This window comes from Candidatus Methanogranum gryphiswaldense (genome assembly GCA_019262145.1).
GTDB classification, from domain to species: Archaea; Thermoplasmatota; Thermoplasmata; order Methanomassiliicoccales; family Methanomethylophilaceae; genus Methanogranum; species Methanogranum gryphiswaldense.
On sequence record CP076745.1, the window covers coordinates 634,309 to 655,618 of the forward strand.

Here is a 21,310-nt window from a genome sequence, read left to right on the forward strand (position 1 = left end):
CATTAAATGGCCGGGAAATTCCCGGCATGAATTTTTAAACTTTTTCTAATCTTTTCAGCATCTTTACTGCCGCATCTACTACATCGCGACCTTTTTCAATACGATCTACAGCTTGGAGTTGAGTCATATTCGGTCCTGTAATTCCGAAGGCGACAGGTTTGTTGTATTTCAACGAAAGATCCGCAATCTGTCTGGATGCTTGTGATATGACTATCTGATCATGATCGGTCTCTCCTTTGATGACAGCTCCAATCGTTATCACGGCATCTACGTCTGTCTTTTCAAGCATGGTCTGTACTGCAAGGGGGATCTCGAATACCCCAGGTACCATTATTGTCTTGCTTATTTGGACGTCAAGGAATTCGGCTTCTGCCTTAGCCCTTTCGATCATCATCATCGTAACGTCATAGTTGAATTCCGCTGCTACCATTCCTAGTTTGTATTTTGCCATTTTATCACCTGTATTGTACTGGACCTTCGTCCGCAAATCCCTGTCTCAATCCCATTCCCGCTCTTTTTGTTAGGTTTTCTGGACGGAATAATAGATCGTAAACATTGACGGCATGTTCTCTTGTTCTGCTGTTTGCCAGAGAAGCGAGTTCTTTGTCGTCCCGTGCCTCATCGGCATGTACGAAGACCTCTATGATGTGTTTGTTTGTTGTTAATTGAGTAGCAATGAGTCCAGTGGATGCTTCATGCGCGCACATCTTGTCCTTCTCTTTCGGTCCGGGCATACCCAGTGCCAACACAATGTCACAATGTTGTTCTTCAATGAGTTTTTTGCATGCTACAGGCAGATCTTTAACACCGGGTACGGTGTATCTTATGACCCTGAATCCTGTACCAGTATGATTAAGTTCGTCTATGGCGGATGCGGCCATATCGTATCTTGCAAATGTCGTATCTGCGATGCCTATGAGTTTCATTGCATGCCTCTTATTTTTGCTACAATCTTTCTTGTCGCGTTAAGGTCATCCGCGTATTCGTTAGCTCTTACGATCCTTATATGATCCAATCCATGGGCCTTTAGATCTTCTTCGAGTTTCTTTTCGTTGAATTTTTGGTCAAACCCTAGAACTATGATATCAGGATCAATATCTTTGACGGTCTCAAAGATATCACCCTCCTTTCCTATGACGGCCTTATCGACCGGTTTCAATGCTTCAACAACCCTTACACGTATGTCTTCGGGAGTTATCGGTTCATGTTTTTTTGAACGAACGGTCTTATCACAGGCCACGATGACGATCAATTCGTCTCCTAATGCCTTAGCTTGTTCTAGGTAAGATATGTGTCCGGGATGGATAAGATCGAAGACTCCCGTTGCCATTACCCTAACCATTATAATCACAGGTCCAGGTTGTTCTTTTCAAGGTATTTTTCCCAAGCCTCTACGACCTCTTTACCTGTAATGAACGGGATGTCTTTCCTTTTTGCGTATTCAATGACCTGTTCCTTCTGTCTAGAATTTCCATCGTCACCCATCATTTCACATATTGTTGCGGAAGGTTTGACACCTGCCATGTACATTAATGCTGTACAAAGTTCAGTGTGTCCGAATCTCGTTTTGAGTATCTTGGAAGATGTATTCAGAAGATGTACATGTCCAGGGGCGCGGAAGTTTTGCCCGATCTCTTTCTCAATATCTTTTGCGGATTTATCCTGGAATATCACTTTAGAATATTCCCTGATGGTCAAAGCTCTGTCCTTATCAGTAATGCCAGTATACGTTTTCCTGTGGTTTATCGTGATACCAAAGGAGGACTTTGTATTATCATATGGTATATCGTTGGGTGCCATGTCCTTCAATATGGGATATTTTTCCCGGTCATCCCAATAAACATCTGCCATGAAAGGAAGTCCTATATTTTTGGCCAGTTTGTAAGGTGTTGTTGTACAGACCAGGCCGCCAGCATCTTGCCTCATCATCTTAAGTTGTTCCCATGTGATGAATTCAGACGCAACGGTAAGATCAGTTTCCCGTTCTCTGTCATCGAAATCGAATACAAGGACTGGCCTTCCTGCCCTTATCTCGTCCAATGCTTTATCAATGCTCATCTTGACTACCGTTTTTTGAATGGGGAATGTATTAAAATAATAATGGTTTACTACCTATATTTTGGTAAAAACTATTCTTTGGGTTCAATCAGCATTGGATAAATCTTGGTCTAAATGTGTTTTTATCTTCAATTTTCCTTTCGAAACCTAATAACTTAACAAATAAGGTGGACCGAATCTCTTTTTAACAGCATCTACTATTATGCGTTCGATAATATGACTTTGGACGATGCCCGTTTTATAAGACAGCAGGTGCAGGCCCACAACAAGTGGTTCGAGGACTGCATTCCAATGATCGCTTCTGAAAATCTTATGAGCCCTCTTGCTAAAGAGATGCTAATATCTGATTTTGCAGACAGGTACGCTGAGGGTACCCCTGGAAAAAGGTACTATCAGGGTAACATATATGTCGATGAGGTCGAGCTTAAGGCGATGGAGATCGCGAAAAAGCTATTCAAGGCTGATTTTGTGGACGTAAGACCCATTTCAGGAACGGTTGCCAACATGGCAGTGTTATTCGCATTTGCGCAGCCCGGGGACACAATAACGACTTGTGCATTGGCACAGGGAGCACACATTTCTACCTGTGAGTTCGGTGCATTCGGACAAAGAGGTGTTAATTCAGTTAATTATCCCTTCAATGTAGAGGATATGAACTTGGATGTCGACGGTACGATAAAGACCCTCAAACAGGTAAGACCCAAGGTCGCCCAGTTTGGTCTTTCAGTTTTCCTGTTTCCTCCGCCACTGAAGGAGCTTCAAGATACATTCAATGAGATAGACTGTCTTGTATGGGAAGATTGTGCACATGTTCTCGGACTTATTGCCGGTGGACAGTTCCACGATCCGCTCAGAGAGGGCGTGAATATCATTTCCTCGTCAACGCATAAGACGTTCCCTGGACCCAATCATGGAATGATCCTTGGTACGAATCTTACGGACGAGCAGGAAAAGAAGATACAGAAGGCAGTATTCCCAGGTGTAACGTCGAGCCACCACCTTCATGCGATGGCCGCACTTGCGATCACACTTGCAGAGATGGACGTCTATGCTAAGGATTACGCATCACAGGCATGCAAGAACTCTCGCGCGCTGGGACAAGCGTTGTACGAACTTGGTGTACCGGTACTCTGTCCTGATTTGGGATTCACAAGGTCTCATGCGATAGCAGTTGACGTATCTCAGTTCGGGGGCGGCAAGGATTGTGCAAAGGCCCTTGAGGATGCAAATATAATCTGCAATAAGAACATGCTTCCATGGGATACAAGTTCTGTGAAGCCTTCTGGATTGAGATTGGGATCACAAGAGATGACACGTCTGGGAATGAAAGAGAGCGAGATGAAACAAGTGGCGGAGTTCATCGCGCGCGTCGTTGCCAAGAAAGAGGACCCGAAGAAGGTCGCAAAGGATGTAAAGGCATTCAAGAAGGATTTCTCAACGATCCAATATTGCTTCAATTCGGGAGAGCCTGCGTACGAGTATCACAAGCTTGTTGATTGAATAGGGTCAAACTATATTTGGGGTGCAGGTCTTATTTTAGATCGCCCCCATTTAACCTTTTTCCTAAATTATTTTGATACCTAATTCGTTGTAACAGTTACCTGGAATATGCAACTCCCAGGCGGGTCCAAGATTACTTTTTATTGGTTGTTTAGGAATACCTTAAATATATGATAATTGTACATTAGATAATGAGTTCAGGCAATCGTGAGGACTATCTTATAAGTATTCTTAGGCTCACTGAGGGCGAAAGGGCCGCTAAGACCACAGAGTTGGCAAACTTCATGGGAATATCTCCAGCCAGTGTTACTGAGATGTTGAAGATCCTTTCGGTCGATGGATATGTTGAGTACGAGAAGTACAAAGGCGTGAAGCTTACTGAATCAGGACTCAATTATGCAAGGCAGATCAGAAAGAAGCATCACGTAATGGAGAATTTCCTTATGAACGTTCTCAATGTGGATCATCAAACGGCACACGAGGAGGCTTGTAAGATGGAACATGCAATTTCCGAGGATTCGATGTTGAGGCTGTGTCAGATGGTGGGCACTCCTGTTGACAGTGATTGTAAGAGTTGTGGAAGTCCCTGTAAAGCGGCATGTTCAGGTAAAATTGCGATCGAGACACTTGATCAGATGATATCTGGGGATCATGGCACGATCTCACATCTCAAGAGTGACAATTCCGACACAGTAAGAAGGCTGATCTCTATGGGGTTTGTACCTGGAAGAGCAATATCTGTTGAAGGCAGAATTTCTGAAAGGGGTCCAAGGATAGTCGGCATCGGTGATTCGACCATCGCGCTCGATGTCGATCTGGCTTCGGCCATATATGTGGACGTGGAAGATTAATGGTATCTGATATTGTTCAGGTGGCTCTGATCGGGCAACCTAATGTAGGTAAGTCTGCACTTTTTGCGAGGATGACAGGAGTAGGAGTAATATCCTCGAATTATTCTGGTACAACAGTAGAATTCGAAGAGGCTCACATCACAAGGAATGGTGTGACCGTAAATGTTCATGACCTTCCTGGGATCTACAGTCTTTCTAAGAATTCTCTTGACGAGGATGCCGCGATAAAGATGTTGGCAGATCCTGACAATGATGCGATAATCATAGTCGCCGATGCTACCAATCTTGAAAGCAGTATAGTCCTTTGTTTTGAGGTTCTTGAATTAGGACTTCCATCGATATTGGCGCTGAATAAGATCGATGCTGCGAAAAACAAATACGACATCGACACGGTCGCGCTATCGAAATCTTTGGGGATAACCGTAATTCCAGTTTCAGCCAGGACATCGGAAGGTGTAGACGCATTGGTGGACGCAGTATGTGCAGGAAAGGCCAGTGCACCTAATTTTAGGGTCAATTACAGTAAGAATATAGAGGTGGCAGCGAGCTCACTTGCAGAGGTCATTCCCGAGGGAAAATACAGATCATTCGGTGTGGCTATAAAGCTGATAGAGGGGACGAAGGATTTCATCGATATGGTCCCAGAAGAGGTCAATGATAATGCTGAGAAATTCCGTAGAATGCTCAACAAATTCAATAATGAGTCACCCGAGCAGACCATAGGTCGTGAGAGATACGCACTTGCCGATATAATGGTAAAAGGTGTCATGAGGAGAACTCAGAGGACTCAAACTACCAAAGAGAAGTTCTCAGACATGACAATAACTCCCCTAACAGGAATACCGATCATGTTGGCTGTCCTGGGAATGATCTTTTTGACAATAGTCTATGTGGGTTCTTTCCTTGATAGCATCATATCGAGTTTTTATGACTGGTGTATAGGGAATTGGCTTACAAGTTTTGCTTCGGGTTTGGACCCATTCTGGAAGGCTGTTGTCGAGGGTATAAATGGCAGTGTTGGGGCGATCCTATCGTTAGTGATACCTTACATAATGGTATTCTACATAATATTGGGCATACTGGAGGACTCTGGTTATCTTACGCGTGTTGTCGTTCTCCTTGATACCACTATGCATAGGTTCGGACTTCACGGTGGAGCGGCCATTCCAGTTATGGTTGGTATCGGATGCAATGTTCCGGCAATTTTGGCCACACGCACCATTCAGTCAAGAAGAGAAAGGCTCATAATAACATCGATAATCGTAATGGCGGTCCCTTGTTCGGCCCAGATGGCGATAATAATGGGTATAACCGGGAAGTATGCTGGAATACCCTATGCATTGGCAATTTTGGTCATGCTTGTGGCGCTTGGATGTTTGATCGGGCTAATCCTCAATAAATACCTCACCAAAGAGCCCAGCAGTCTTGCCATGGAGCTTCCGGACCTCGTAATGCCTCAGGCTAGGAATGTTCTATTCAAGACATGGGAGAGGATAAAGGATTTCTTCGTTATCGCTTTCCCGTTGCTGGTCATAGGAAGCATTATCGTTGAGATACTTTTAACATATGATCTATTGAATTGGATCATCGATCCATTGTCTTTCATAACAGTCGGTATGCTTGGATTGCCGGCAGTATGCGTGATAGCATTCATTGTGGGCATATTGAGAAAGGAGATGGCCGTTGGGATGCTGGTAATGCTGGGCCTTCTCACTACCATGACGCCGGAACAATTTGTTGTTTTCGGGGTCGTAATGGCAACATATGTTCCGTGTATCGCGACGCTTACCGTAATGTGGAGGGAACTGGGATGGAAAGATACATTTGTTGTATCGATCATCTCCTGTTTTGTAGCCATTCTCCTGGGGACAATGGTCAACATATTGTTCATCATGTTCTGATGGTCAAATAGACCCTATGAGAGTATGATCTAGATTTTCAGCGTTGTGTGAATACAGCAGTGATCGTCTTTGGATTCTTGTCCTCGATCTTGACGAATCCCACTCTCTCGAATTGTATTGAATCGGATTTCTCATCCAGAAGTCCTTTTTCTGCCAATCCTTCTAATATGGTTCCATCAGGCATAAGGACCTTGGTCTTTATGCTGTCCCTGCCGACCCACTGTACAGCTTTGAAACCTTGCTTGAGTATGGACACATCATTACCAATATATTTTGCAGGTGTGGCATATTCTATGTTGCATAGATCTTTAAGTCTCAGTTTTTTAGATTCGGCGAAAAGTTTCGAGTCTTCTCCTGATAGGAATATGGTCTTGCTTCCGTCTATGTTGTATGTCCTGCTTCCTCTTTCTGGATGATCAGGATGGAGTGGAGCCTTGCCTATTATGGCATCAATGCCTTCGATGTCATATCTGACTGGATCGTTAACAAAGAAGTATCTGTTGGAGATGTCGTCGATGATGTCTCTGTTCATACCGTAGAGGTTATCCCATGAGAATTGAATATCCACGGATTTCATACCGCTTTCTACCCAATATCTTCTGATGGCCTCAGGTCTAATGCCTCTTCTCTCAAGTGCTCTGACGGTACCTGTCCTTACATCATCCCATCCCGTATATTCTCCTGCATGGATGCTTTGTTTTATGAGTGAGGTCTTAAGCACGGTATCAGGTATATTGACCAATCCGTAATGGTAGTAGAAAGGCTTCTTCCATCCAAAGTAATCGAATATGTACTCCTGCCTTATTGTGTTGTTAAGATGGTCCTTTCCTCTGATAACATGCGTCATTCCCATCAGATGATCATCAATGGCGACAGACAGGTTCATCATAGGGTATGCACAGTATTTTGATCCGGTCAAAGGATGTGGATGATTCACGATCCTTAGAGCTACAAAATCCCTGACCGCTGGATTGGGGTGTTTTAGATCTGTTTTGATAACAGCGACAGCTTTTCCTTCTTCATATCCGCCCGCAAGTAGTTTGTCATATCTTTCAAGCTGGATCTCTGTAGGAAGATCATGACAAGGGCATGGAAGGCCACTTTCCTTGAGCTCTCTCCAGTGTTCCGCTTCACAGGTGCAAACATATCCTTTTCCCATTTCGATAAGTTTTCTTGTGTAATCGTAATAAATTTCGAATCTTGTCGATTGTATGACTGATTCGTGGATTTTGACGCCTAGCCAATCCAGATCCTCTGGGATCATATCATAGGCTTCAGGATCTATTTTCTCAGGATTGGTATCTTCATATCTGGCTATGAGTTTTCCATCATATCTTTTCACGTATTCGTCATTCAGGATGGAAACTCTTGTATGGCCTATGTGAAGTGGTCCAGAAGGTCCAGGTGCTATGCGCATTACGACCTTGCCATCTTTTGCATCGTCTAATTCAGGCAGCTGATAAACACGTTCTTTCTTTTCTTTGACCAGAAGCGACGAATCCATTTTTCTCAAGGCATCTGTTTGTGCATCCAGTCCCATAGCATTGATGTCTGAAACAATCGATTCGATGAGTTGAGTAATTTCTGCAGAATTGTTTCTGTATTCAGGGAATCCTCCGAGTATCTTACCTATGACTGCCTTAGGATTTGCAGTTCCTTTGAAGAATATTGCGTTCTGAAGTGCGAATTTCCTTATCGTATCTTCGATAGGTTCCCCTGACATGATTGGACATTCGAATTCCTGTATTTATCATTCGCCTAAAAGAAACAGGAATGGTCTCTTAGATCTCTTGTTGTCGTCTAGGTCGAGGTCTAGTTTGTATTGTTCTTCTTATCTGATATTACGCACCGTTTTAAGGACCGTAGTGTCAAATCAACTTGTGTCTTCGGTCAATCAATTGAGTACGTACACGCTGTAACTCAGATATCCTGCAATGACGAGCCAAACCAGATAAGGGATCTGAAGGTAACCTGCTATAGGGTCTATCTTTCTGAAGGTCAGTATCATAGCGAGAACCAGTATCCACATCACGACGATCATTATGAAAGCGAGTAAGTATTCTCCATACGTGAAGAAGATAGGCGACCAGATGAAGTTCAAGGCAAATTGTGCAACAAATATGGCAATAGGCAGTCTAATATCGGTATCCCTCTTCAGAAGCACAAGATAAAGTGAGATCCCCATTAGGATGTATAGAATGGTCCAGACAATTGGAAAGAGTATGGACGGCGGTGAGAGATCGGGAAGGTTGAGCGTCTTGTAAACGTCAACGCTGCTAGCTGTTAACAGACCGGATATAGTACCTATCCCTACACATGCAATAAGACAAATCGCTAATAGCTTCCAGTTAACTGTTCTTACCTCTGACAATTTTCATACCCGTATCTAATTCACATGCTCAGGATATATAGGTTTGCAAGTTTTTGAAATCAATGTTCTGGATGGGCGGTCGTCTGATCATTTGTGCATCTTTCGTTGTGTTAAATATTTGGTTTTTGAGCCATAATTATAAATGTACGTTACCTACGGGTGAAGTATGTCGCTAAGGAACTCCCTTCATGGAGATGTTCGCAAGGTCGAAGAGAATATAGACCCTGATTCAGGAAAGATCACCAAATATCTCATGGGGGACCAGGAGACCACATTCCTATTCACAAATCTGAATGGAAAGAAGGCAGCTGGAAATGTATTTTCCACAAGGAAGAAGATAGCTGATGCTTTGAATATCAAACCAGAAGATATCGTCAAGAGTCTAATGAATGCGATCGACGATCCCAAGGATACAAAGGAAATAAAAGATCCTGAATTCAAAACAAAAAAGATGGATCTGGATCTTATGAAACTTCCCATTCCTAAATATTTCCCAGAGGACGGAGGACGCTACATAACTGCAGGAATAATCATCGCGGAGTTCGACGGAAAAAGGAACGTATCTTTTCACAGGATGATGATAATGGACAAGGACCATATTGCGGTCCGTCTAGTTCCCAGACATCTTTTTACGATGTTCACCGAATCGAAGAAACTCGGTAAAGAACTCAACATTGCCATATGTGTCGGTGCACCGGCAGAGGTATTGTTGTCAGCAGCTGTTGCGATGGATTATGGGTCCGATGAGTTAAGGGTGGCTTCTTCTTTGGATCATATAGGTCACGGTGGACCTCTTGAGGTCGGAAGATGCGATAACGGGATACTTGTCCCATCTGCTTGCGACTACGTGATGGAAGGAAAGATAACGTTACAAACGACCAAAGAAGGGCCATTCGTGGATATAACTGGAACATATGATTGCATTAGAGATCAACCTGTTATAAAAGTGGACAAGATATGGACCAATTCCGACCCGTGTTTCCATATTCTCCTTCCTGGAGGATATGATCATTTCCTTCTTATGGGACTTCCCAGAGAACCGATGATATTCAAGACCGTGAGACAAGCAGTTCCACGTGTCAAGAATGTTCGTCTCACAGAGGGAGGATGCTGTTGGTTGAACGGCATAGTCTCCATTACAAAGAACAAGGAGGGGGATGGCGTGAATGCAATATTGGCAGCATTTACCGGACATCCATCAATGAAGAATGTGATCATTGTCGATGAGGACATAGACATATTCAATGACCGTGAGGTCGAATGGGCAGTTGCCACAAGGATGCAGGGCGATAGGATAATCAAGATACCTGGAGCTGCTGGGTCTTCTTTAGATCCAAGTACGGATAGTACTACATACAAAGTAGGTTTCGATGCAACCATTCCCATGAATGCGGACAGATCTCTTTTCAAGAAGGCGACCCTTGACGAACATCAGATTAGATGATTTCCGTGAAGCTACATGGAAATTTTACTGCGGGGAACTAGATGTAAAGGAATACAAGAGAATATCTGGTAAGTTCGGAAGTTATGCCCAAAAAGGTGGGCAGAGCAGCATGGTCCGTCTTAGGATGGCGGGCGGAGAGATAACGAAGGACAGATTGAAGTTCATAGTGGACTGTATCGATAAGTACGACATCGATCTCGTTCATCAGACTACGTGCCAGGCCATACAATTACACAATCTTAAAGGAGAACAGGTCTGCAAGATAATCGAAGAGGCGGCTAAACACGGCATCATCACTCTCGGTGGAGGAGGGGATTTTCCAAGGAATGTAACGGCATCTCCGCTTTCCGGTGTAGAGATTGGTGAATGTTTCGATGTATTGCCTTATGCTAAGGCAGCGGAAAGATACGTATTGGGAATTTTAGACGATCTGAAATTACCAAGGAAATTGAAGATCGGTTTTTCCAATTCTAAGAAGAACGAGGTACATGCAACTTTCAGGGACCTTGGATTCATGGCAAAATCGAATGGGAAGTTCGATGTTTACAGTGCGGGAGGTCTTGGAAACAACCCGCGCATGGGAATCTGTGTGGCACTAGACGTTGAGCCTTCCAATGTTCTGTACCATATCAAGGCGATGATCTGTACTTTTGTGAGATATGGGAATTATGAGAATAGGTCGAAAGCAAGGACCCGTTATATGCAGGAGACTCTCGGCGAGGAGGGTTACAGAGAGGCATATCTTGGTGAATTAGAGAAGGCGATCTCCGAGGGAGGTCTGGAAATACATGTTCCTTCAAAAGTGATATCCAAGAAAGGAAAGGTCTGTTCCGTCCCAATGTCACGTATCCATCCACAAAAACAGGAGGGCCTGTATTATGTGGCATATCATGCTATTGGAGGAGATCCAGTTCCAATGAGATTCAAGCAGATCTACGATGTCATCAATGATATGCCAGATGTAGAAATTCGCACATCTACCGAACAGACCCTATACATAATAAATTGCGACTCTGAGGAGGCACGGAAGATCGTAGATATCACTTATGACGGTGCAGTCAATCTTTTTGAGACCTCTGTATCTTGTATCGGCTCGACCATTTGTCAACAAGGATTGAGAGATTCAAACGGTCTGCTTCATCAGTTGATCGAGATGTCGAGGAGAAATAATTTTGCGGATGGGATACTCCCGCGTGTTCAGATCTCAGGATGCACTTCTTCTTGTGCTTCCCATCAGATAGGTACCATGGGCTTTCAGGGGACATCTGTAAAAGACCCCACAGGAGCATCAGTTCCTGCATTCTTTGTATTTGTAAATGGCTCTCATATTGCGGGAATTGAGCGTTTTGGCGATTCGATAGGAAAAATACCAGAATCAAAAATACCAATATTTTTGGAGAAGATTGGAAGGGCCGTCGCCATCAGTAGAACAGATTTCAGATCTTGGTACTTGTCCGATAACAGACGGTTCTTGGATATTGCAAATGAGTTCTTGGTAAAAGAATGATGAAAGAGGTGCATTAATGGCACCTCTGAAATCATATTTCAATTCCACCAATCGCCATTTCTGCGATCAATGGTCTCATCTCTCTTTGGTCCGATACTTATGATGTCCGCAGGTATTTTGAGTTCTTTTTCAATGAATGCAATATAGTTCCTCATTTCTTTTGGAAGTGCATCATATCCGTTCTTAACGACCGAATCAGTGTCATTCCAGGATTTCCATCCTTTCATCTCTTTGTATACTGGCTTTGCTTTTTGGAGTTTTGATATGGATGCAGGGAAATGTTTTTCCGTTTTTCCGTCGATCTCGTAAGCAATACATACAGGTAATGTCTCATAATCATTGAGGACATCGAGTTTTGTTACAGCAAGAGAGGTGAATCCGCACATTCTTGATGCATGCTCTGCGACAACAAGATCCAGCCAGCCGCACCTTCTTCCTCTTCCGGTGGTGACGCCGAATTCTCCGCCCTTGATCTGAAGGGTTTTCTCTGCTTCTCCTGAAAGTTCTGTGACAAATGGCCCCTCGCCCACACGTGTCGTATAGGCTTTCAAGCATCCAACGACCTTTTCTATTCTGTTAGGTGCAACACCAGCTCCAGTACATATTCCACCGCCGCATGTTGCTGAAGATGTCACGTATGGATAGGTTCCATGGTCAATATCGAGCATTGCTCCCTGAGCTCCTTCGAACATAACATTTTTACCATTGTCGAGTGAATCATTGATCAGTACAGAGGTATCGCAGATATTCTTCTCGATCAATTTCCTCCATTCCATCATTTTTTCAAAAAGTGATTCTGTTGTGCAATTGCACTGTTCAGCGTCGAGCATGTCCAGAAGGTCTTTTTTATACGGGAGTATGAATGATATTTTATCTTTCAGGGTGTCCTCTTCCATGAGGTCTCCAACCCTGAGACCGATCCTTGCCATTTTGTCCTGATATGTAGGTCCGATGCCTTTCTTTGTTGTTCCAACAACATTCTTTCCACGATATTTTTCTTCAGCACCGTCAAGTTTCTTGTGGTATCCCATTATGAGATGGGCCCTGTCGGAGATCTTCAGGCCTTCAATGGAACCCCCATTCTTCTTTACTTGATCGATCTCTTCAATCAGTTCGTCCATATTGACGACCACACCGTTTCCGATGACGGCAGTCTTACCAGGTCTTACGACACCTGAAGGGAGTCCGTGGAGTTTGAAAACCTTGTCACCGACGACAATGGTGTGTCCGGCGTTGTTGCCTCCTTGAAAACGAACGATGAGATCCGCGTTCTCATCAAGATAATCAGTAATTTTCCCTTTACCTTCGTCGCCCCACTGGGCACCAATGATTGCAAGACTCGGCATTATTTTACCTATCCCTCATCAGCTCGTTATCATCTATAAAATTTATGGCTCTGTCTAAAATCGTGTGGAAGGTTTCATGGACCTAATTTTCTGTATTCTTGCAATATGATTCTTCATTTAGATTCGATCTTTGGTCAAAACACAGTTCTAGGATCACGTCACTTTGACTTGTGGTTAGATATACTATAACTCTGTTCTAAGTTCATCAGAATTATATGAATGGGTCAACTCACAGTGAGGCGGGGCAATAAATGACAAACGAAGGCGAATCCAAGTTAACTATCATCTCAGCTATTATCGCTAACATCCTGATAGGAATAGTGAAATTCATCGCGGCGGGCATTACCGGTTCGTCAGCAATGGTCTCAGAAGGTATTCATTCGTTTGTTGATTCTGGAAATGGATTGCTTGTTCTTTTGGGAATAAAACGTTCAAATAAAAAATCTGATCGTGATCATCCATTCGGTTATGGGAAGGAACTTTATTTCTGGACACTTGTCGTTTCAATACTGATATTTTCCGTTGGAGGAGGTTTAGCAATTTCCCAAGGATATGAGGCACTCGTGGAGGCTTCGAATGGCACTCATGAATTGGGCGATCCAACTCTGAATTACATCATACTTGCTGTGGCAATGATACTAGAGGGGGCTTCTCTCTTTATCGCAATCAGACATTTCAACCGTTCTCGTAAAGGGACCGGCATGAAGACGATGGAGTACATACATGAATCCAAGGATCCCAGTATCTATACAGTATTGTTGGAGGATTCTGCTGCGGAGATAGGATTGATAATTGCATTGGTGGCCACTTTCCTTGGTCACACGCTTCACAATCCATTCTTTGATGGTGCTGCATCAGTTTTGATCGGTGTCGTGCTCATTGTCGTAGCGGCCATAATAATGCGTGAAAGTATGGGGCTTCTAGTGGGAGAAGGTATGACCCCAAGAGAGGTCCGTCGGGTAGGGGAGATCGTCAATGCAGATCCTGATGTTTCTGAGTGCGGTCTTGTTCTAACGAACTATTTCGGCCCATACAGTCTGCTTGTGAGCATAGATGTGACTTTCAAAGAGACATGCGATCTGTGCGGGGTAATCGATGCGATAGATCGTATAGAGATCATGATCAAAAAGGAGTTCCCGCAAACGACCCGTATATTCGTGGAGGCTGAATCGCTTGCCTGTGTCATGAGTCAGCGGAAACAGATCGAGAGCATGACTTTCGAAGAGGACAATCATAAAGATGCATGATATGCTGATTTCAAAGGACAGAACTTAGGAAGGTTGCTGTTCATAAAAATCGGTGTTGCGGGCTCAAAATAAGTGTACCCTTGAAGCATTCGAATATTCAGAGAATTGGATTTATTTCGTTGGGCGAAGGGTTTCTGGACTTATAGAAGTATATATCGAAATAACATCTTCCGTCGAGAGGTCCGTCTTGAATGATGTAGGGCATATATGAGTTTTGCACGCGTGGCCATGTTCGTTCAATGCAGCTATCATGTCCTCTAGTTTCGGAGGTGACAATTTGATATGCGATGATAGTTCGCTAAGATCATACAGGAATACTTCGTTAAGTTCATTTCTCCAAATGTCTAATGTTTTTGTACATCTTTTTTCGGTTGCCGTATTCTCAGGGGACATACCGTATAGGATCTCATGATCATGAAGTGGACCAAGCCAAAACGGTCCAAATTTATGTTCATTGTCATAAGTGTGAGATATGGATCTCTTCAGCGTTGAGGCGTCGTACTCCATATAACCAAGCTGTTCCAATGTTTTGTCCGCTGCTTCCGCTCCTTCCAATACTTGTACGTACGTCCTAAAGTAGTGGTCGGCATAGAAAGATAACAGCGGTTTCATTCCACGGTCGAATTTGGCAAGTTCCTTGGCTATCGTGCACATAAGAATGCGCAATCCTCCCTCGTGGCACATGTATCCTCTGATAGGTTCGGATTGATATCTTCTTCTGCATTTGACAGCATGTGCCCCGGCAAGTGGTGCGGTATCCGTGGCGGTTATTGCAAGGATACCCTTTTTTTTACAGCCAATTATGGCAGATTGAATATAAGGTACAGGAGAACCGAAAGGGTCCAGGTCCACATAGTCAAATGATTCCTCGGCCAATAATGAATGCATATTCCTGTTAGAGGCCCTGCAATTGGAAAGTCCATTGATCGAGATATTGGAATTGATGAAATGGATCGCATCAGGATTTATATCGTTTGCAGTAACTATTGTGCCAGGCACTTCATTTGCTATACGAACTGCTCTGGAGCCTGTAGCTGTCATCGCATCGCATATTGTGATGTTCTCTCTCTTTAAAGAGCGCAAGAACATTATGCTGACATCTCTATTGAATGCCATTTGTTCATTAAAGAACACATTTCCATTTTTTGTGCCTGGACCGTGCATAGAATGATCTTCTGGCACAATGATTGTGGTAGGACCCTCACGGATCGTTGTTTGTATCATCAGACATTTTCACCGTTCATGAGACGAATGATCTTGTATGGTAAAAGGTTCCTATTGGTAGGAGTTACTTCCAAAATCCTGACATCATCTCTTCTTCTGATATCCTGTAAAAGTGGGTTTCTTGATTTTTTGTGTAAAGTAAGGATCATAGGTTTGTTAATATCGAGTGCGTCTTTTACGGCGTCGATGAAGGCTTGGCTTTCGACCTCTACCTTCCCGACCTCATCAATGACAATTACATCGCATTTTTCACATGCGTCTTTGATGGCCGTGATGCTTACCTCTTCGAATTTAGATAGGTCCACACCGATTTTTCCGATCATGATCTTGCTTTCGATCTCTTGACTTGCGAATATCTGCGATTCCCCTGTCAATATGTTCTTAACAGTGAATCCAGTTTTATGTCTGCCGTCAGAGATAGGTTCATCGATCATTCCACCTATGGTCAGTTCTTCCTCCTTGAGCATATCGATTACACGAAGTAACGTATACGTCTTTCCTGAACCGGGGAGTCCCGTGATGCCTATCTTAATGTCGCCAATCATAGTATCGCTTGAACGAAGTGTGCGTTCCTGTATCTCGTTAAGACTATAAATCAATTTGTCTGGATATTTGAAATATACATCAAAGGATAATTCAATTCTTTGTCGAAACGCATTTCAGCCGTGACCAAAACATTATCGATTTTTATTCTAAGAATGACATCCAGCATCTCTCCAGTAAGTGAACGATAGGAATATTCATCCTTTTTCGGTGTCAATGTGCTCTTATCTATTCTTACTTTGACACTTTCTACGTAGGGTTGTATCAATACGCCGCTTTCGATGGACCGTTCCAAAGTTTCAACATTGTTAGAATTTACGGGAACACCTACAAACTGATGGTATATTGTCCCCATTTTTATGCCTGCTTCGAAGAGCGCACGTTCTTTGACAGTGCAGTTGAACATTTTTGCTGCACGAGTCTCCCTTTCCATATTCAGGGGTAGGCAAGCGTAAGATTTAAAGAATGTGTGCTATACAGACATTAATGTCATCTGTAACAGACCGCATTCAACAACTCAAACGGGAAAAGAATGCAGTTATATTGGCTCACAATTATACTTCTGCGGACGTGCAGGATCTGGCTGATTTTGTAGGCGATTCTCTGGGTCTTTCCATAAAGGCCTCTAAGACGGACGCAGACATAATCGTGTTCTGCGGTGTTTCCTTTATGGGAGAGACAGCAAAGATACTGAGTCCGAATAAGAAAGTACTTCTTCCTGAGCCGGAGGCAAAATGCGCAATGGCGTCCATGTGCAGTGCCGATCAGATAAGGCAGATAAGGAAGACCTATCCTTTGCACTCCATAGTTGGATATGTCAATACCACTGCAGAGTCAAAGACCGAGATGGATGTGTGTTGCACATCATCGAACGCACTTAACGTGGTAAAATCATTGGACAATGATAAAGTGGTGTTTGTTCCAGATATGAATCTTGGTGCTTATGTCAAGTCAAAAGTGGATAAAGAAATAGTTCTTTGGGATGGGTTTTGTCCAGTTCATCAGTGCATCACTGTCAAGCAGGTAAATGACCTTAAGACCAAACATCCTGAGGCTAAAGTACTGGCGCATCCTGAATGTAGGATGGAGGTACTGGCATTAGCAGATTCCATTGGTTCTACAGAGAAGATCCTAAGTGAGGCCAAAGAAATGGATGCAACGGAGTTCATCATATTGACGGAGGTTGGGATGAGACACAGGCTTGAGAAAGCATGTCCTGGAAAGAAATTTTATTTCACTGTTCAAGCTGTCTGCATGACCATGAAGATGATAGAGCCCGAGTCGATACTTCGTGTTTTGGAAGAAGAATGTAACGAGGTAGTTCTTCCAGATGAGGTAATCAGGAAAGCATACGTTCCCGTCAAAAGAATGACAGATATACTCGAATGAAGATTTTTTTTAAGATAGACACATTCCTGTTTTAGACGGTAAAATCTTATAACGCGTATGTGTTCTCAGGAAAAGAAGGCGTGCATTCATGAAGGTAATCATTGTTGGAGGCGGAAATGTTGGATACACCTCTGCCGAGGCCCTCTGTAAAGTGCATGAGGTCCTGGTGATCGAAAAGGATTCGGTCAAAGCGGACAACATTAAGAGTCTTCTCAATGTTTCAGTGCTTCATGAGGATGGAAGCAATCCAAAAGTTTTAAGGTCCGCCATAGGCAGAACGGATGCAGACATAATATTCTCGGCACTTCCGGACGATGGTCTGAATCTGTTCATAGGGATGATTGCCAAACGTTATAAACCGTCCATAAAGACGATCGCATGCCTCAGAGACCCCGATTATGAGATCAAGACAGTGGCTGAAGGGTTTGAGGGCATTGATATGTTCATTTCCCCTGAGCAGATAATGTCAGATAAGATCAGTAAGATCGCTTCTTTGGAGAATGTTATTCAATACGACTATATCGAGAGTAAAGGTGCAGCTCTTGTTACATTCAAGGTCGAGAATGAGCACGAACTTGTTGGAAAGGTCGTTATGGATATCAATATGCCTGATAATTGCTCCATTGTTGCCATTTATCGTGGTGATAACACAATAATAAAAACGGAAACAGCTCAGGTCCATGTTGATGATAGGATATGCATGCTAGGTACACCCGAGGCCGTTGAATCCTTCAATAAACTAATGGGTGTGAAGAGAGAGGCCAAGGAGTTTGTTATCATAGGAGCCACAGTAACGGGTATCTCGATAGCAAAGGCTCTAATGGCATCTGGAAAGAGGAAATACATAAAGATCATTGATAGAAACGAGATAAGTTGCAGAACAGCTGCTCGGATACTCAACGATGTGCTTGTTGTGAATGCCGATATTGCAGACCCTCAGATCATGAGGGGCGAGAATATAGACAGGGCAGATGTGATAATCAGTGTATCACCTAACGATGAGCGCAATCTACTCGCATGCATGGCAGGATTGAAATTCGGTACGAGGAAGATAATTACAAAGTATTCCACGGCAGAATATGAGGAGATATTCAAGTATACAGGTATAGAGTCCATCATTGGGTATCACCGTGTGATTTCCAACGAGGTCATGAAGAATCTGATCTACGACGAGAACGCCATACTTGTATTGGATCGTGAAGATGAATATTTCTTTGGAGCTACGATAGATGGTAAATCTAAGATGGTCAATCGTTGTTATGGTGATATCAAGATACCAGATGGCATTCGTATCGTTGCAATAATTAGGAAAAACAAGATCATTTATCCTAAGATGAATACTATATTTCTCGACGGGGACAAGGTAATGATCTTTGCCCATAATGCTAATGCGGCAAAACTTGTCAAATTTATGGGACATGAGACCCCTGTGGAGTTGTAAGAATGTTCGATGCGGTAAGACTGCGCTTGAACCATATGGAAAGATGGAAGAACAGCACCATCAAGATAATGGGTGCTGTGGAATTCACTCTCGGAGTGATGCTTCTAATCCCCACAATTGTTGCGTTGATCTATGGCGAGGACGCATCCTATTTTTTTATACTCGTACCACCGCTGATGATAGCAGGAAGTCTTCAGTATCTGTTGTTTTCTAAAGACAATAAAATGTCACCTTCTGTCAGCATATTGATGATGACGGTGGCATGGTTCATTGCATTTTTTGTCATAGCTGTTCCTTTTTACATATATGGTTTTGCGTGGTATGATGCCATATTTGAATCAGTGAGCGGATTCACTACCACTGGTTTTTCTATTGTTCCCAACGTGGAAGAATTGCCTAAGAGCATGCTTTTTTGGAGATCATTCTCTCAATGGGTGGGCGGTGTATCTGTAGTTCTAGTGTTCATGTTTATTTTGCCTATGATGGGGATTGGCGGTCGTGCGTTCATCAATAATGAATTTACAGGCACAGATATGGAGAATTATTCTGTGAGAATGAGAAGCGTTGCGATGAGTTTCATCTACATTTACATACTGTTCTCGTTGATGGAAGTAATTCTGTTAATGGCTGCAGGTGTCAATTTGTTCGAATCAACCTGCATGATGATGTCTTGCTTATCTACAGGAGGGTTCATGGTGAAAGCAGACAGTCTCGCTTCATATTCTTTCACGGTTCAATTAATCGTTGTGATATTCATGTTCCTTGGTGGAACAAATTTCTATCTGCACTATAGAACTCTGTATAGGCGTGACTACAAAGCCTATGTTAGAAGTCAAGAATTCGTTTGGACATTTTTATGGTTTGTCATTGCCATATTCTTGGTATTGTTAGCAATAATAATCGATGAGGGCAAAATATCTGGTAATGTAGATGATAATTTCTGGTATGCGACATTTACAGTAGTCTCGTTCGGGACTGCCACAGGGTATACGATATACGATTATTCTGTTTGGCCTGCTGCAGCATCCTGTCTTTTATTGTTTGTAGGATTCATAGGTGCTATGTCTGGATCCACGACAGGAGGTGTGAAAGTCTACAGGATGATCATCTTAAAATCATACATTTCCTACGGATTTTACAAGATGTTACATCCTCATGCAATAAGGGATGTTAAGTTAGATGGCCGTACTGTGGACAGCGATGCTCTGATGTCTGCTATTGTGATCACAGTATCTTTTTTGATTGTTGCTGCTGTGGGAACCACCTTGATCGCATTGGCCGAACCAGATATCGATATGATGGAGTGTTTGGGACTTTGTATTCCAAGCCTAGGTAATGTTGGAGCGGGATTAGGACAATTTGGTCCTGCAGGATCCCTTGTAAATCTATCTGTATTCACGAAATTAGTCATGGCTGCAGTGATGTGGATAGGACGTCTCGAAGTATTCATGGTATTGATATTATTCACCAGAGCATTCTGGGGTGACATAATTCTCAATACGAATTCTAACAAACATTCGGAGAACAGAAGGCAATTCTTCGACAGTGCATATAGAAGAAAGAGACAGTGATCACTGTCTGCACATGTCCAATATACGGACGACCGCTTGGTGTCCAGGGGTCTGTTCGTTTATAGCTCCTGCGATTATCTTTGCTTCGTTGATTTTTCCCTTTTCAATAAGACAGAACGCTAGGGTTTCCATCGCACCTATGTTTTTGGGGTCGGTCTTGACAGCTTTGGTAGCATATGCACCAGCAGCGGAGATCTTTCCGTTCATCCACATGAAATACGCTGCTAAGGCATTGGTATTTGCTGAGCTTTTATCATTCTTTAAGATCTCTTTGACAAAAGATTCTGCTTCTTTCTCGTGTCCCCATCTTAGAAGAACGGAGCAGTGGCATCTCTGGACATAGTAGTCTGACGGAGCTTCATTCAGAAGTCTGATGCTCTCATCGTTGGCGATCTTGAATTCTTTCATTGAACAGAGCGCATCGATCATCACTATTTCGTCATCCAAAGTAGGTTCTTGGATCAAATTATACGATTCTACCGATCCAGAGTAATCACCCAGCCCGTAACGTACAGACATGCGTTCTCTTTGGATATCGTCACATATGGCAAGGTTCTCAAGGATCTTTGCTGCTTCTTTGAAACGTCCGATCCCCTTTAGACCTTTGACGATCTCGATCTTCGAAGTCTCATTGGAGGGCAAGTTGTTCATGATGATGTTAACAACCTCATCGACCTTCTCATCTTCTTCTACGACCTTTAGAAGTGAGGCACATGTCAAAAGTGTCATCGGATCATCATGGGAATTTGATGCAATAAGCATGATCTGCTGTCCAACTGCGTCCTTGTTGCCGACACCAATGTTCTTTTGGATCTCCTTGAAGGCCTGGTCCCTGTTCATGATAACGCCTATATGCTCTTCTAAAATAAAGTTTCAGTTGAAAGCTATGTATATCTTCACAGCAATCACACATCGCT

At 43.2% G+C, this 21,310-nt stretch carries 20 protein-coding genes; 9 read left to right on the plus strand and 11 right to left on the minus strand.

Annotation, left to right across the window (positions count from 1 at the left end; genetic code table 11):
- Nucleotides 1–34 precede the first annotated feature (34 nt).
- From ribH to ribB, 4 genes are read right to left on the minus strand one after another with little or no spacing between them, the layout of a single operon-like run.
- A complete protein-coding gene (ribH, locus tag KRP56_03295; protein UAL08284.1) occupies nucleotides 35–451 on the minus strand; it encodes a 6,7-dimethyl-8-ribityllumazine synthase in 417 nt (138 codons plus the stop codon).
- A gap of 4 nt (nucleotides 452–455) precedes the next feature.
- Entirely contained in the window at nucleotides 456–926 is a 471-nt protein-coding gene (ribC, locus tag KRP56_03300; protein UAL08285.1) for a riboflavin synthase, read from the minus strand.
- Nucleotides 923–1,342, minus strand: a complete 420-nt coding sequence (locus tag KRP56_03305; protein UAL08286.1) for an FAD synthase — start codon at nucleotides 1,340–1,342, stop codon at nucleotides 923–925. Before KRP56_03305 ends, ribC begins: the two co-directional genes overlap by 4 nt.
- 5 nt (nucleotides 1,343–1,347) lie before the next feature.
- Nucleotides 1,348–2,058, minus strand: coding sequence for a 3,4-dihydroxy-2-butanone-4-phosphate synthase (gene ribB / locus KRP56_03310; protein UAL08287.1), 711 nt, complete (start codon nucleotides 2,056–2,058; stop codon nucleotides 1,348–1,350).
- A gap of 216 nt (nucleotides 2,059–2,274) precedes the next feature.
- Here ribB and KRP56_03315 point away from each other — a divergent pair, with 216 nt between their 5' ends.
- From KRP56_03315 to feoB, 3 genes are all read left to right on the plus strand, one after another.
- Entirely contained in the window at nucleotides 2,275–3,558 is a 1,284-nt protein-coding gene (locus KRP56_03315; GenBank protein UAL08288.1) for a serine hydroxymethyltransferase, read from the plus strand.
- 191 nt (nucleotides 3,559–3,749) lie between these two features.
- On the plus strand, nucleotides 3,750–4,409 hold the full coding sequence (locus tag KRP56_03320) for a metal-dependent transcriptional regulator (GenBank protein UAL08289.1): 660 nt from the start codon (nucleotides 3,750–3,752) through the stop codon (nucleotides 4,407–4,409).
- Nucleotides 4,409–6,310, plus strand: a complete 1,902-nt coding sequence (gene feoB / locus KRP56_03325) for a ferrous iron transport protein B (GenBank protein UAL08290.1) — start codon at nucleotides 4,409–4,411, stop codon at nucleotides 6,308–6,310. The genes KRP56_03320 and feoB overlap by 1 nt, the downstream gene beginning before the upstream one ends.
- A 37-nt stretch (nucleotides 6,311–6,347) precedes the next feature.
- Here feoB and KRP56_03330 read toward each other — a convergent pair whose 3' ends face one another.
- Together KRP56_03330 and KRP56_03335 are read right to left on the minus strand one after the other, a co-directional pair.
- Nucleotides 6,348–8,033: a glutamate--tRNA ligase gene (locus KRP56_03330; protein UAL08291.1), complete on the minus strand. Its 1,686-nt coding sequence runs from the start codon at nucleotides 8,031–8,033 to the stop codon at nucleotides 6,348–6,350.
- A gap of 171 nt (nucleotides 8,034–8,204) precedes the next feature.
- Nucleotides 8,205–8,681 (minus strand): tryptophan-rich sensory protein, encoded by a 477-nt coding sequence (locus KRP56_03335; GenBank protein ID UAL08292.1) that lies wholly within the window; start codon nucleotides 8,679–8,681, stop codon nucleotides 8,205–8,207.
- Between the two features lie 166 nt (nucleotides 8,682–8,847).
- On the opposite strand from KRP56_03335, the gene KRP56_03340 reads away from it, so the two are divergent.
- Together KRP56_03340 and KRP56_03345 are read left to right on the plus strand one after the other, a co-directional pair.
- The gene (locus KRP56_03340; protein UAL08293.1) at nucleotides 8,848–10,125 is read left to right on the plus strand and encodes a UbiD family decarboxylase; all 1,278 of its coding nucleotides are present in this window, start codon (nucleotides 8,848–8,850) and stop codon (nucleotides 10,123–10,125) included.
- A complete protein-coding gene (locus KRP56_03345) occupies nucleotides 10,103–11,632 on the plus strand; it encodes a nitrite/sulfite reductase (protein UAL08294.1) in 1,530 nt (509 codons plus the stop codon). Before KRP56_03340 ends, KRP56_03345 begins: the two co-directional genes overlap by 23 nt.
- Before the next feature lie 38 nt (nucleotides 11,633–11,670).
- On the opposite strand, the gene KRP56_03350 is transcribed toward KRP56_03345, so the two are convergent.
- Nucleotides 11,671–12,978, minus strand: coding sequence for an adenylosuccinate synthase (locus KRP56_03350; protein ID UAL08295.1), 1,308 nt, complete (start codon nucleotides 12,976–12,978; stop codon nucleotides 11,671–11,673).
- 251 nt (nucleotides 12,979–13,229) lie between these two features.
- Here KRP56_03350 and KRP56_03355 point away from each other — a divergent pair, with 251 nt between their 5' ends.
- Nucleotides 13,230–14,225: a cation diffusion facilitator family transporter gene (locus KRP56_03355; GenBank protein ID UAL08296.1), complete on the plus strand. Its 996-nt coding sequence runs from the start codon at nucleotides 13,230–13,232 to the stop codon at nucleotides 14,223–14,225.
- A 111-nt stretch (nucleotides 14,226–14,336) separates the two neighbouring features.
- Here KRP56_03355 and KRP56_03360 read toward each other — a convergent pair whose 3' ends face one another.
- The 3 genes from KRP56_03360 to KRP56_03370 are packed head-to-tail and all read right to left on the minus strand — an operon-like array spanning nucleotide 14,337 to nucleotide 16,431.
- Nucleotides 14,337–15,449 (minus strand): tRNA (guanine(26)-N(2))-dimethyltransferase, encoded by a 1,113-nt coding sequence (locus KRP56_03360; protein ID UAL08297.1) that lies wholly within the window; start codon nucleotides 15,447–15,449, stop codon nucleotides 14,337–14,339.
- A complete protein-coding gene (locus KRP56_03365; protein UAL08443.1) occupies nucleotides 15,449–15,991 on the minus strand; it encodes an NTPase in 543 nt (180 codons plus the stop codon). The genes KRP56_03360 and KRP56_03365 overlap by 1 nt, the downstream gene beginning before the upstream one ends.
- Before the next feature lie 53 nt (nucleotides 15,992–16,044).
- Nucleotides 16,045–16,431: a dihydroneopterin aldolase family protein gene (locus tag KRP56_03370; protein ID UAL08444.1), complete on the minus strand. Its 387-nt coding sequence runs from the start codon at nucleotides 16,429–16,431 to the stop codon at nucleotides 16,045–16,047.
- A 47-nt stretch (nucleotides 16,432–16,478) separates the two neighbouring features.
- On the opposite strand from KRP56_03370, the gene nadA reads away from it, so the two are divergent.
- The 3 genes from nadA to KRP56_03385 all read left to right on the plus strand — a co-directional run bounded on the left by nadA (nucleotide 16,479) and on the right by KRP56_03385 (nucleotide 20,393).
- Nucleotides 16,479–17,381, plus strand: a complete 903-nt coding sequence (gene nadA / locus KRP56_03375) for a quinolinate synthase NadA (protein ID UAL08298.1) — start codon at nucleotides 16,479–16,481, stop codon at nucleotides 17,379–17,381.
- An 88-nt stretch (nucleotides 17,382–17,469) separates the two neighbouring features.
- On the plus strand, nucleotides 17,470–18,822 hold the full coding sequence (gene trkA / locus KRP56_03380) for a Trk system potassium transporter TrkA (protein ID UAL08299.1): 1,353 nt from the start codon (nucleotides 17,470–17,472) through the stop codon (nucleotides 18,820–18,822).
- Between the two features lie 2 nt (nucleotides 18,823–18,824).
- Nucleotides 18,825–20,393: a TrkH family potassium uptake protein gene (locus KRP56_03385; GenBank protein ID UAL08300.1), complete on the plus strand. Its 1,569-nt coding sequence runs from the start codon at nucleotides 18,825–18,827 to the stop codon at nucleotides 20,391–20,393.
- Here KRP56_03385 and KRP56_03390 read toward each other — a convergent pair whose 3' ends face one another.
- A complete protein-coding gene (locus KRP56_03390) occupies nucleotides 20,394–21,233 on the minus strand; it encodes a tetratricopeptide repeat protein (GenBank protein ID UAL08301.1) in 840 nt (279 codons plus the stop codon). It lies immediately after the preceding gene.
- Nucleotides 21,234–21,310 lie beyond the last annotated feature (77 nt).

What these genes read in the sequence shown, in the direction of transcription:
- ribH (UAL08284.1), bottom strand. Translation starts at nt 451, where the DNA reads ATGGCAAAATACAAACTAGGAATGGTAGCAGCGGAATTCAACTATGAC.
- ribC (UAL08285.1), bottom strand. Translation starts at nt 926, where the DNA reads ATGAAACTCATAGGCATCGCAGATACGACATTTGCAAGATACGATATG.
- KRP56_03305 (UAL08286.1), bottom strand. Translation starts at nt 1,342, where the DNA reads ATGGTTAGGGTAATGGCAACGGGAGTCTTCGATCTTATCCATCCCGGA.
- ribB (UAL08287.1), bottom strand. Translation starts at nt 2,058, where the DNA reads ATGAGCATTGATAAAGCATTGGACGAGATAAGGGCAGGAAGGCCAGTC.
- KRP56_03315 (UAL08288.1), top strand. Translation starts at nt 2,275, where the DNA reads ATGACTTTGGACGATGCCCGTTTTATAAGACAGCAGGTGCAGGCCCAC.
- KRP56_03320 (UAL08289.1), top strand. Translation starts at nt 3,750, where the DNA reads ATGAGTTCAGGCAATCGTGAGGACTATCTTATAAGTATTCTTAGGCTC.
- feoB (UAL08290.1), top strand. Translation starts at nt 4,409, where the DNA reads ATGGTATCTGATATTGTTCAGGTGGCTCTGATCGGGCAACCTAATGTA.
- KRP56_03330 (UAL08291.1), bottom strand. Translation starts at nt 8,033, where the DNA reads ATGTCAGGGGAACCTATCGAAGATACGATAAGGAAATTCGCACTTCAG.
- KRP56_03340 (UAL08293.1), top strand. Translation starts at nt 8,848, where the DNA reads ATGTCGCTAAGGAACTCCCTTCATGGAGATGTTCGCAAGGTCGAAGAG.
- KRP56_03350 (UAL08295.1), bottom strand. Translation starts at nt 12,978, where the DNA reads ATGCCGAGTCTTGCAATCATTGGTGCCCAGTGGGGCGACGAAGGTAAA.
- KRP56_03355 (UAL08296.1), top strand. Translation starts at nt 13,230, where the DNA reads ATGACAAACGAAGGCGAATCCAAGTTAACTATCATCTCAGCTATTATC.
- KRP56_03360 (UAL08297.1), bottom strand. Translation starts at nt 15,449, where the DNA reads ATGATACAAACAACGATCCGTGAGGGTCCTACCACAATCATTGTGCCA.
- nadA (UAL08298.1), top strand. Translation starts at nt 16,479, where the DNA reads ATGTCATCTGTAACAGACCGCATTCAACAACTCAAACGGGAAAAGAAT.
- trkA (UAL08299.1), top strand. Translation starts at nt 17,470, where the DNA reads ATGAAGGTAATCATTGTTGGAGGCGGAAATGTTGGATACACCTCTGCC.
- KRP56_03385 (UAL08300.1), top strand. Translation starts at nt 18,825, where the DNA reads ATGTTCGATGCGGTAAGACTGCGCTTGAACCATATGGAAAGATGGAAG.
- KRP56_03390 (UAL08301.1), bottom strand. Translation starts at nt 21,233, where the DNA reads ATGAACAGGGACCAGGCCTTCAAGGAGATCCAAAAGAACATTGGTGTC.